The 10,180-nt window shown below is 68.3% G+C and carries 11 protein-coding genes and 1 other RNA gene; 6 read left to right on the top strand and 6 right to left on the bottom strand.

Annotated elements, in window-relative coordinates:
• Positions 1–10 precede the first annotated feature (10 nt).
• A complete protein-coding gene (locus Q4F04_RS13220; protein WP_303370281.1) occupies positions 11–262 on the bottom strand; it encodes a PepSY domain-containing protein in 252 nt (83 codons plus the stop codon).
• 78 nt (positions 263–340) lie between these two features.
• Here Q4F04_RS13220 and ssrA point away from each other — a divergent pair.
• Positions 341–695, top strand: a transfer-messenger RNA (tmRNA) gene (gene ssrA, locus Q4F04_RS13215).
• 95 nt (positions 696–790) lie between these two features.
• Complete coding sequence (locus tag Q4F04_RS13210) at positions 791–2,059, top strand: glutamate-5-semialdehyde dehydrogenase (protein ID WP_303370280.1); 1,269 nt, start codon at positions 791–793, stop codon at positions 2,057–2,059.
• 6 nt (positions 2,060–2,065) lie between these two features.
• Here Q4F04_RS13210 and Q4F04_RS13205 read toward each other — a convergent pair whose 3' ends face one another.
• Positions 2,066–2,713 carry a histidine phosphotransferase family protein gene (locus tag Q4F04_RS13205; protein ID WP_303370279.1) on the bottom strand — a complete coding sequence of 216 codons (648 nt, stop codon included), beginning with the start codon at positions 2,711–2,713 and terminating at the stop codon, positions 2,066–2,068.
• Between the two features lie 42 nt (positions 2,714–2,755).
• Between Q4F04_RS13205 and Q4F04_RS13200 the strand changes: the two genes are divergently transcribed.
• From Q4F04_RS13200 to Q4F04_RS13190, 3 genes are all read left to right on the top strand, one after another.
• Entirely contained in the window at positions 2,756–2,935 is a 180-nt protein-coding gene (locus Q4F04_RS13200; protein WP_303370278.1) for a DUF3553 domain-containing protein, read from the top strand.
• Between the two features lie 129 nt (positions 2,936–3,064).
• Positions 3,065–3,847, top strand: a complete 783-nt coding sequence (locus tag Q4F04_RS13195) for a GNAT family N-acetyltransferase (protein WP_303370277.1) — start codon at positions 3,065–3,067, stop codon at positions 3,845–3,847.
• Positions 3,844–4,698, top strand: a complete 855-nt coding sequence (locus Q4F04_RS13190; RefSeq protein ID WP_303370276.1) for a 1-acyl-sn-glycerol-3-phosphate acyltransferase — start codon at positions 3,844–3,846, stop codon at positions 4,696–4,698. The genes Q4F04_RS13195 and Q4F04_RS13190 overlap by 4 nt, the downstream gene beginning before the upstream one ends.
• Positions 4,699–4,769: 71 nt before the next feature.
• On the opposite strand, the gene Q4F04_RS13185 is transcribed toward Q4F04_RS13190, so the two are convergent.
• Entirely contained in the window at positions 4,770–6,548 is a 1,779-nt protein-coding gene (locus Q4F04_RS13185; RefSeq protein ID WP_303370275.1) for an SLC13 family permease, read from the bottom strand.
• Between the two features lie 94 nt (positions 6,549–6,642).
• Positions 6,643–7,455 carry a TIGR00282 family metallophosphoesterase gene (locus Q4F04_RS13180; RefSeq protein ID WP_303370274.1) on the bottom strand — a complete coding sequence of 271 codons (813 nt, stop codon included), beginning with the start codon at positions 7,453–7,455 and terminating at the stop codon, positions 6,643–6,645.
• Positions 7,456–7,574: 119 nt separating this feature from the next.
• Between Q4F04_RS13180 and rarD the strand changes: the two genes are divergently transcribed.
• Positions 7,575–8,450, top strand: coding sequence for an EamA family transporter RarD (rarD, locus tag Q4F04_RS13175; RefSeq protein WP_303370273.1), 876 nt, complete (start codon positions 7,575–7,577; stop codon positions 8,448–8,450).
• 3 nt (positions 8,451–8,453) lie between these two features.
• On the opposite strand, the gene Q4F04_RS13170 is transcribed toward rarD, so the two are convergent.
• Together Q4F04_RS13170 and glmS are read right to left on the bottom strand one after the other, a co-directional pair.
• Positions 8,454–9,059, bottom strand: coding sequence for a phosphatase PAP2 family protein (locus tag Q4F04_RS13170; protein ID WP_303370272.1), 606 nt, complete (start codon positions 9,057–9,059; stop codon positions 8,454–8,456).
• Between the two features lie 57 nt (positions 9,060–9,116).
• Positions 9,117–10,180: glutamine--fructose-6-phosphate transaminase (isomerizing) (gene glmS / locus Q4F04_RS13165; RefSeq protein ID WP_303370271.1), on the bottom strand; the 1,064-nt coding region annotated here is incomplete at its 5' end.

Genomic DNA, 10,180 nt, shown 5'->3' with positions numbered 1-10,180 from the left:
GGGCCTGGCCTCAGCGGGTCTGGCCGCTGACCGGATCGACCTTGATCTCGACCTCCTGCCCGCCGGTGGTCCTGTATTCGACCTCCCAGTAGCCGTCATCGTCCCAAGATACGTCCTCGATGAAGGCGAGATCGGTCACGTTCGCCTCGACCGTGGCGACGATACGGGACAGCGGCTGCGCGCCGGCAGGCGGCGGCGTGTCGGCCAGAGCGGGCAGCGCCAGGGCGCCCAGCGCAAGGGCGGCAAGTCCGGTGCGGATCATGTTTTTTCCTTTCCTTCTGGATGCCCGCCCAACGCCCCGGCCCTGCCGGCGTTCCCGTGTGGCGGCCATGTCTTCAGCACCCTTGCAAGCGGCCCGGCAGCCTCCTAGATTGGTCCCGTCCGGGTTCGCCCGGACTATGGACATAAACGCGCAGGTAATAAGCGGATCGGACCCGGGGGCGGTACCCGGCGGCTCCACCAGACATCCCTCGTTGGGGGCGAATGGGGCCGAAACAGGATCGACGAACGTCTAAAGCTGTTTGCTTTGTCTCGGTGAGCTACCACCGTTATCGGTGCAAAAAGTACAGTTGCCAACGACAACCGTGCTCCGGTGGCTCTGGCTGCGTAAGCAGTTCGAGTTATCGAAACCTAAGTCCTTGCGCTTAGCCGCGTAAGGCGGGGTTCGCAGGCACCTGGCAACAGAAGCCTGCACTTTCCCGTTCCATTGTCGTGCCGCTTGACCCAGACTGGCCTTCCGCCGGGGTCTGTGGCACCTCTGCCGGACCACTGGACCCGGTCAGGCTTGACGATGAACGACATGCACGAATCCGCCGACGAACTGATCGCCCGCATAGGGGCGCTTGCCCGCGACGCCGCGGCCGTGCTGGCGCAGGCGCCCTCCGGCCAGAAGCGGGAGGCCCTGCTTGCCGCAGCAGCGGCGATCCGCGAGGCCGAAGCCGGGATCATGGAGGCGAACGCCCGCGACCTGTCCCATGCCGCCGAAAAGAACCTGCCGCCTGCGATGGTGGACCGGCTGCGGCTGGACCCTGCCCGCATCGCGGCCATCGCGGAAGGGGTCGCGGCGGTCGCCCGGCAGCCCGACCCGGTGGGCCGCGTGCTGGCCGAATGGGATAGGCCCAGCGGGCTGCATATCCAACGGGTGGCCACACCCATCGGCGTCCTTGGCGTGATCTACGAAAGCCGCCCGAACGTGACCGCCGACGCTGGTGCGCTCGCGCTGAAATCGGGCAACGCGGTCATCCTGCGGGGCGGGACCGACAGCATCCATTCCTCGGCCGCGATCCACCGCGCCATGGTGCAGGGGCTGCGCGCCGCCGGGCTGCCCGAAAATGCGATCCAGATCGTGCCGATGCGCGACCGCGCCGCCGTGACCGCCATGCTGCGGGCGCAGGGGCTGATCGACGTCATCATCCCGCGCGGCGGCAAGGGGCTGGTCGGGCTGGTCCAGTCCGAGGCGCGGGTGCCGGTCTTCGCCCATCTGGAAGGCATCTGCCACATCTATGCCGACGGCGCCGCCGATCTGGCCAAGGCCCGCCGCGTGGTGCTGAACGCCAAGACGCGTCGCACCGGCATCTGCGGGGCCGCCGAATGCCTGCTGATCGACCGCGCCTTCCGCGACAGGCATGGCGACGTGCTGGTGCGCGACCTTCTGGACGCGGGCGTCGAGGTGCGGGCCGATGGCGACCTGGCCGAGATCCCCGGCACCCTGCCCGCCCGCCCCGAGGATTTCGGGCGCGAGTTCCTGGACAGCATCATCGCCGTGCGGCTGGTGGACGGGGTCGATGAGGCGATCGACCATATCCGCCGCCATGGCTCGGGCCATACCGAGGCGATCCTGACGGAAGACGACGCCACGGCGGACCGCTTCTTCCGCGGGCTCGATTCCGCCATCCTGATGCGGAACGCCTCGACCCAGTTCGCGGACGGGGGCGAGTTCGGGATGGGGGCCGAGATCGGCATCGCCACGGGCAAGCTGCATGCGCGCGGACCCGTTGGGGCCGAGCAACTGACCAGCTTCAAGTATCTCGTGACAGGGGACGGGACGATCCGGGGCTGAAGGGGCTCAGAAGCTGAGCTCCGCCCCCTCTGCATCCAGGGACCAGGCGATGGGACGGCCGTGTTCGGCGGCAAGTGTCCCCAGCATGGCGAAATGCACCTCGGACGGCGCGGGCGCCGGATGCGGACCCCCGGCCGGGTCCAGCGACTGCCACAACCCCTGTTCCGCCCGCATGCGCGAGGCCTGACCCCGCAGGCGCCATCCTGCGCCCTCGCGCGTGACGGCCACGTTTCCGCCCCAGGGCATCGCCGTATCCATGCACATCAGCGACAGAAGCAGCATCCGCGCCTCGATCCGCGAGGTGTCGCCGCCCGCCTCGACGTCGATGGTCAGGCGCGCGCCCCGGGCGTAATCATGGACAAGCTGGGCGATCTCCATCACGGCCACGCGCTGGTCGGGGGGCGCGTGGCCAAAGGCCATCCGGTAAAGCCGCACCCGCGCCCGCGCGGCGCGCACGCTTTCGCCGATCAGCGTCAGTTCGGGGGAATTGGCAATGCCGGAATATTCGCCCGACATTTCCAGCAGTTCGACCCCGTTGCCGATGGCGCCAAGCGGCGACACGAGATCATGGCACAAGCGGGCCGCGACAAGGCCGGCCAGTTCTGCGCCCGTTGCAGGGCCGGTTTGCCTCAGCGGGATTGTGACGGGGTTCATCGTCCGGTAGCCTTGAGGCCCAAACCTCGTGAAAGGGCGCGGATGACTGTCGAGATCCTCGAACCCGGCATGCTGGTCAGGAACCGTGCCGCACCGGAATGGGGCGTGGGACAGGTGCAGTCGCGGATCGGCGGCAAGGTGACGATAAACTTCCCTGAAATGGGCAAGCTTGTGCTGGATGGGCGCCAAGTCGAACTGGAACTGGTCAATCACGGCTCCTGATAATGCATTCAAGATTGTAATCATGAAGTCGTTACAACTGTTCATTGAGTCAAGCGGATTTGTCCCGCTGGCACATTCCGTATCAATCCGGCAACATTTCTGCCGCTCTACTGTGCTGGAAAAGCCACGATGAAGACCGATCCCGGCTGGCTGGTGGTGCGCCTGGGCGCGGACGACGCCGATCTGCGCGCGGCCCAGCGGCTGCGGTATCGCGTCTTCGTGCAGGAGCTTGGCGGCGACGGGCCGATGGTCGATCACGTGGCGGGACTGGAACGGGACGAGTTCGATCCGGTGGTTGATCACCTGATGCTGATCGACAGCCGGCGCGACCCGGCGGCGGGCGATCACGTCATCGGCGTCTACCGCCTGCTGCGCAGCGACGTGGCCGAGCGGTTCGGCCGCTATTATTCCGAAAGCGAATATGACCTGTCGCCGCTCAGGGCCTCCGGCCGGCGGCTGGTGGAACTCGGCCGGTCCTGCGTGGACCCGGCGTTCCGCGGTGGCTCGGGAATGTTCCTGCTGTGGAATGCGCTGGCGGATTACGTCCTGAACAACCGGATCGACGTCATGTTCGGCGTCGCGAGCTTTCACGGCACCGATGTCGCGCCGCTGGCGCAGGCGTTGTCATGGCTGCATCACAAGCACCTCGCACCGCCGGAATTGCGGCCCGTGGCCCGCCCGCCGCATTTCCAGCGCATGGACCTGGTGGCGCCGGAAAGCCTGAACCGTCAGGCGGCGATGGCGGGCATGCCCGCCCTGATCAAGGCCTATCTGCGCCTGGGCGGGGTCGTGGGCGAAGGCGCCTGGCTCGACCACGACTTCAACACGACGGACGTGTTCCTGCTGATGGATACCGCCGCGATGTCCGACCGGCACCGACGCTATTATCAGGACCGCTGGCAGGGCGCATGACCGGCCCGCGCGATGCCGAGGAGAGGCCCCCGCCCCGCACCGGCACATGGCGCGGCGCGCCGCCGCTTGCAGCCCCCCGCCCCGCGCCGCTGGGATGGGTGCTTGTCCTTCTGCGGGGCAGCGCGGTGCTGTCGGTCCTGCTGATCGGCGTGCTGCTGATCCTGCCGCTGCGGGCGGCGGAAAGCCTTGCCGCCGGGCGCCGCCGGCCCCTGACGGGATCCTGGGTGCAGGCTGTCTGCCGGTTGTGCCTGTGGTGCCTGGGGTTCAGGTGGCGCAGGCTCGGGCAGCCGATGAAGGGTCCGGGCGCGATGGTCGCCAACCACTCAAGCTGGCTCGACATCTTCGCGCTGAACGCGGCGGCCCCGGTGTTCTTCGTCAGCAAGGCCGAGGTCGCGGGCTGGCCCGGCATCAACATCCTGACCCGCGTGACGGATACGCATTTCGTCGCCCGCGATCCCCGCCTAGCCCGCGCGCAGGCGGCCGAGTTCTCGGAACGCACCGCGCTGGGGCACCGGCTGCTGTTCTTCCCCGAAGGCACCAGCACCGACGGCCGGCGGGTTCTTCCGTTCAAGCCGACGCTGTTCCAGGCCTTTTTCGATCCCGCCCTGCCCGACGGGCTGGCGATCCAGCCCGTGAGCATCGCCTACGAGGCGCCGCCCGGTCGCGATCCGCGCTTCTATGGATGGTGGGGCGACATGGACCTGGCCCCGCATCTTCTGGCCGTGCTGGCAGAGCCGCGGCAGGGCCGGATCACCGTGACCCTGCATCCGCCCGTCCCGGTCGCGGGCCGCGACCGCAAGACCCTGGCTGCCGAGGCCGAACAGGCCGTCCGCACCGGCTTCGGCGCCTGAGCAGCGAACCCCGTGGCGCGTCCCTTCATCCCCGGGGACGAAGAACACCATCAAACCGGGGGATCAAAGGACTAGAGCGGCCAGATGAGCGGGATCATCAGGCAGGCGGCGATCCCCGTCACGATGTCCAGCGGGATGCCCAGCCGCATGAAGTCGGTGAACTTGTAGCCCCCCGGCCCGTAGACCATCATGTGCGTCTGGTAGCCGATGGGCGTCGCAAAGGCGACCGAGGCCGAGAACATCACCGCCACCACGAAGGCGCGGGGGTCGTGGCCGAGCTGCAGGGCAAGCTCGATGGCGATGGGGGTCAGGATCACCGCGACGGCATTGTTCGACAGGATCTCGGTCATGACGAGGCCGAGGAAATAGACCGCGATCAGGGTCCAGAAGGGGCTGAGGCCTGATAACCAAGGCGCCACCGCGTCCACGATCAGGTTGACCGCGCCGGTCGCATCCAGCGCCTCGCCGATCACCAGCATGGCGAAGATCAGCGCCAGCAGGCGGGCATCGACGAAGCCGAAGGCCTCGTCGGCATCGACGCAGCGGGCGATCAGGATGATGGCCGAGGCGAGGAACGCCAGCCCCATGATGGGCGCCACATCCAGCGCCGCCAGCAGCACCACGCCCAGAAGCGCAGCGGTGGCGATGGGCGCGTGGCGGCGACGGAAGGGCTTGGTGGTCGGATGCGACACGTCCACGAGATCCATGTCGGCGGCCAGCCGGGCGATGTCCTCGGGGGCGCCTTCCAGCAGCAGCGTGTCACCGACCCGGATCTCCAGGTCGTCGAGTTGCCGCCCGATGTTCTGGTTCCGCCGGTGCGCGGCGATGGGATAGATGCCGTAGCGGCGGCGCAGGCGCAGGTCGCCCAGGCGCCGCCCGATCATCCGCGCGCCGGGCGAGATCAGCACCTCGACCGTCTCGGTCTGGACCGAGGACAGCTTGTCCAGCGCCCGCAGGTCCTTGTCCTGCTGCATTTCCAGCAGGTCGGCCATCCCCGAGCGCAGCACGACCCGGTCGCCGGCCTCAAGCACGACATCGCCCATCTGGCGGCGCAGCGAGGCATCGCCCCGCAGCACGTCGATGACCCGCACATCCTCGCGCTTGAAGACCTTGGCGTCGGCGATGTTCATGCCCACGAGATTGCTGTCCTGGGGAATGGCGATCTCGGTGAAATACTTCATCTGCGTCCGGTCGGTCAGGAAGGACGACATCGAGCCGCGTTCGGGCAGAAGCCGCCAGCCGACCAGCCCGATGAAGGCGGCCCCCGTCGCCGTGACGGCAAGCCCGACCGGGGCGATGTCGAAGATGCCGAAGGGCTCCATTCCGCGGGCCCGCACGACGCCGTCCACCAGCAGGTTGGTCGAGGTCCCGATCAGCGTGATCATGCCGCCCATCACGGTGAAGTAGCTCAACGGCATCAGCAGCTTGGACGCGGAAATGCCGGCCTTGCGGGCGACCTGGATGACGATGGGGATCATCACCGCCACGACCGGCGTGTTGTTCATGATCGCCGATGCCACGCAGACAAAGGCGAACATCCCCGCGATGGTCATCAGCGGGTGGGTGTCGGCGCGGGCCGACACCAGCCGGCTAAGCCGGTCCAGCGCGCCGGTCCGCAGCAGCCCGCCCATGATGATGAACATGAAGGCGATGGTCCAGGGCGCGCTGTTCGACAGCACCCCCACCGAGTCCTCGTAAGGCGCCAGCCCCAACACCAGCATCAGCGCGGCCACGCCCACGGCGATCACCTCGGGCGGATGGCGTTCGCGCACGAACAGCACGAACATCCCGGCGATGATGACAAGGGTGGTGATGGCGGCGGTGCTGCCGGTCAGTTCGATTCCGAACATTGAGGGAACCTCATTTCTGGACATGCCGGTCGGCTGCCGGGGCGAGGGGTGCCCGATTTGCGCAGCAAGCGCAAGGAAACCCCGGCCTGCGCCGTCAGGCGGGGGCCTGCATCAGCCGTCCGCCCTCGCGCACCGGCTGAACCGCCGTGGCAAGCCCGCTGCGGTCGTCGGTGACGACAAGGACGCCCGACAGCGTGGCCTCTCCCTCGGCGGGGGTGAAGCGCTCGCGCCCCATGCCGGTCAGGAAGCGGCGCATCGGCTCGGCCTTGTCCATGCCGATCACGCTGTCATAGTCGCCGCACATGCCCGCGTCGGACTGATAGGCGGTGCCGCGCGGCAGCACCTGCGTGTCGGCGGTCGGCACATGGGTATGGGTGCCGACCACGAGGCTGGCGCGGCCGTCGCAGTAATGGCCCATCGACATCTTCTCGCTGGTGGCCTCGGCGTGGAAATCCACCACCGCCGCCTGCACCAGCCCGCCGGGGGGATGCGCGCGCAGCACCCTGTCCACGGCGCTGAAGGGATCGTCGAAAGGCCGCTTCATGAACACCTGCCCCAGCGCCTGCAGGACCAGCACCTTGCGCCCGCGGGCGTCCTCGAAGACGCGGTGGCCGCGGCCCGGCGCTTCGCGCGCATAGTTCAGGGGCCGCAGGACGCGCGGCTCATCCTCGACAAAGGACAGCATGTCCTTCTGGTCGAAGGCATGGTCGCCCAGCGTGATGCAATCGGCGCCCGCATCCAGGATCAGCCGCGCGTGCGAGGCGGTCAGTCCCATCCCGCCGCTGGCATTCTCGCCATTGACGATGGTGAAATCGGCCTTCAGCCGCTGCTGCAGCCCGGCCAGCCGCTCGGTGATCGCCCGCCGCCCGGCCCGGCCCATCACGTCGCCCAGAAAAAGGATTCGCATGAGGCAGGGTTACGCTGCGCGCGGGAACGCATCAAGCGCCGCGTTCCGCCTTGCAGGAAATCCAAGCGGGTTGCGCGGGACCAGTGGAAGCCGCCGCGCGCCGGGGCTATCGACAGGGCATGAGCCCCCATGATTCCCCCCGCGGCCTGGCCTTCGGCATCGGCGCCTACCTGATCTGGGGCGTGATCCCGCTGTATCTGCACGAGATCGCCCATGTGCCCCCCGCGGAAGTGATCGCCCACCGCATCCTGTGGTCGCTGCCCGTGGCGCTGCTTGTCCTGCGGCACAACGGGCAACTCGGCACGGTGGTCACGACGCTGCGCCAGCCGCGCTTGGTGATGATGGCGGCGGTGACGGCTTCGCTCATCACGCTGAACTGGCTGGTCTATGTCTGGGCGGTGATGAACGACCAGGCGATCGAGGCCGCGCTCGGCTATTACATCAATCCCCTGTTCAGCATCTTCCTGGGCTGGGCGCTGCTGGGCGAGCGGCTGAGCCGTCCCCAGCTGGCGGCGATCTCGCTGGCGGTGCTGGCGGTGCTGCTGCTGACACTGTCGGCGGGCGGGCTGCCGGTGGTCGCGCTGACGCTGACCCTGACCTGGGGCCTTTACGCCTATTGCAAGCGCAGCCTGCCCCTGCCTGCGAACGAGGGCTTCACGGTCGAGATCCTGCTGCTGTTCGTCCCCTCGGCCGTCTACGTGTCGTGGCTGCTGGTGACGGGCACCGGGCATTTCGGCAGGAACCTGCACGACACGCTGCTGCTGGCGGGGACCGGGCTGATCACCGCCGTGCCGCTGATGCTTTATGCCAATGGCGCCAAGCTGCTGCGGCTGTCCACCATGGGCTTCCTGCAGTATCTGGCGCCCACGATGGTCTTCCTGACCGCCGTGCTGATCTTCCACGAACCCTTCGAGGGCGTGCGGCTGATCGCCTTCCCGATGATCTGGATAGCCCTGGTGCTTTACACCGCGACGCTGCTGCCGCGCCGCGCCTGAGGATCACCGACGGCGCTCGCGCAGGCCCGCCCGCAGCCGGGGCCTGATCCGCGCGGCGTCGAACAGCGCGCTGACCGCCGCCTCGGCGACAAGGCCCACGACCGCGCCCGCGATCACATCCGCCAGATGGTGCTTGGCGCGGGGCACCTGCACCAGCCCCACGATGCCCGCCGCCGCCAGCATCGGCCCGCCCGCATCCGGGGCGACCCGCCCGATGGCACGGGCCGCCGCCACCGCATCCGCCGTATGCCCCGAGGGGAACGAGTTGTAGTCATGCTCGTCGGGGCCGTTCACCCCGGTTTCGTAATGCCCCTCCTCCAGCAGCTTCGAGGGGCGGGTCCGCACCACGGCGGACTTGATCCGCGACTTGATCTGCGTCGCCAGCCACAGCGAGGCCAGCGCGCGCAGCCCGCCCTCGGCCAGCCGCGAGCGCCCGCTGACAAGCCCCGCAACCGCTGCCGCGGCCGCGAGGGTGAAGGCGGGGGGCTGGTCGGCGATCTCGCTGAGGAAACCCGCCGCCTCGACGGCGGCGTGGTCGCGGAACTGCCCTGCCTCAACGGACAGGGCAACGTCTGCATCATGCAGGGTGTCGATGATGGTGTCGCTCATGGCGGACGAACACCGGCCGGGGCCGAGTGGTTGCCGCCATCCGAAGAAATCGGAGGCTCACTCCACCGTCACGGACTTGGCGAGGTTGCGCGGCTGATCCACGTCCGTGCCCTTGGCGACCGCCGTGTGATAGGCGAGGAACTGCATCGGCACCGCATAGACGATGGGCGCAAAGGCCCCCGCGCCCGCCGGCATGGTCAGCGTGGCCCGCGCGCCCTCGGCCCCGGCCTCGATCCCTTCGGCGTCGGATACCAGCAGTACCTGGCCAAGCCGGGCCATGACCTCCTGCATGTTCGAGACGGTCTTCTCGAACAACGGGTCGCTGGGCGCGATCACGACCACCGGCACGTTGCGGTCGATCAGCGCGATGGGACCGTGCTTGAGTTCGCCCGACGCGTAACCTTCCGCGTGGATGTAGCTGATTTCCTTGAGCTTCAGCGCACCTTCCAGCGCGATGGGGAACATCGCCCCCCGGCCGAGGAACAGCACGTCCTGCGCCTCGGACAGCCAGTCGGCCAGGCGGCGGCAGTCGTCGCTTGCACCGACCGCCTGCGCCACCAGCGCCGGAACCGACAGCAGGTCCTCCAGATGCGCCGACAGTTCTTCAGACGTGATCGCCCCACGGTCCGAGGCCGCCTTGAGCGCCAGCACCGCCAGCACGGCCAGCTGGCAGGTGAAGGCCTTGGTCGAGGCCACCCCCACCTCGACCCCGGCCAAGATCGGCAGGGCGATATCGGCATCCCGCGCGATGGCCGAGGTGCCGACGTTCACCACGCCCAGGGACTTCGCCACCTTGCCCTTGCAGTAATGCAGCGCGGCCAGCGTGTCCGCCGTCTCGCCCGACTGGCTGACGAAGACCGCCCAGCTTTGCGGCGACAAGGGCGGCTCACGGTAACGGAACTCTGACGCCACATCCACGTCGCAGGGCAGGCCCGCGATCCGCTCAAACCAGTATTTCGCCACATAGGCGGCGTAATAGGCGGTGCCGCAGCCGACCAGCGTCAGCCGGTCCACGTCGCGGAAATCGACCGCCTCGGGCAGCACGATCCGGCCGTCATGGATGTAGTGGTTGAGCACATCCTCGACCACGCGCGGCTGCTCGGCGATCTCCTTCGCCATGA

Origin of the sequence: Paracoccus sp. (in: a-proteobacteria) (assembly GCF_030536915.1) — a bacterium.
GTDB lineage: Bacteria > Pseudomonadota > Alphaproteobacteria > Rhodobacterales > Rhodobacteraceae > Paracoccus.
The sequence above is the reverse complement of the archived record's forward strand: the minus strand, read 5'-3'. Positions and strand labels throughout refer to the sequence as shown.

What these genes read in the sequence shown, in the direction of transcription:
- Q4F04_RS13220 (WP_303370281.1), bottom strand. Translation starts at nt 262, where the DNA reads ATGATCCGCACCGGACTTGCCGCCCTTGCGCTGGGCGCCCTGGCGCTG.
- Q4F04_RS13210 (WP_303370280.1), top strand. Translation starts at nt 791, where the DNA reads ATGAACGACATGCACGAATCCGCCGACGAACTGATCGCCCGCATAGGG.
- Q4F04_RS13205 (WP_303370279.1), bottom strand. Translation starts at nt 2,713, where the DNA reads ATGAACCCCGTCACAATCCCGCTGAGGCAAACCGGCCCTGCAACGGGC.
- Q4F04_RS13200 (WP_303370278.1), top strand. Translation starts at nt 2,756, where the DNA reads ATGACTGTCGAGATCCTCGAACCCGGCATGCTGGTCAGGAACCGTGCC.
- Q4F04_RS13195 (WP_303370277.1), top strand. Translation starts at nt 3,065, where the DNA reads ATGAAGACCGATCCCGGCTGGCTGGTGGTGCGCCTGGGCGCGGACGAC.
- Q4F04_RS13190 (WP_303370276.1), top strand. Translation starts at nt 3,844, where the DNA reads ATGACCGGCCCGCGCGATGCCGAGGAGAGGCCCCCGCCCCGCACCGGC.
- Q4F04_RS13185 (WP_303370275.1), bottom strand. Translation starts at nt 6,548, where the DNA reads ATGTTCGGAATCGAACTGACCGGCAGCACCGCCGCCATCACCACCCTT.
- Q4F04_RS13180 (WP_303370274.1), bottom strand. Translation starts at nt 7,455, where the DNA reads ATGCGAATCCTTTTTCTGGGCGACGTGATGGGCCGGGCCGGGCGGCGG.
- rarD (WP_303370273.1), top strand. Translation starts at nt 7,575, where the DNA reads ATGAGCCCCCATGATTCCCCCCGCGGCCTGGCCTTCGGCATCGGCGCC.
- Q4F04_RS13170 (WP_303370272.1), bottom strand. Translation starts at nt 9,059, where the DNA reads ATGAGCGACACCATCATCGACACCCTGCATGATGCAGACGTTGCCCTG.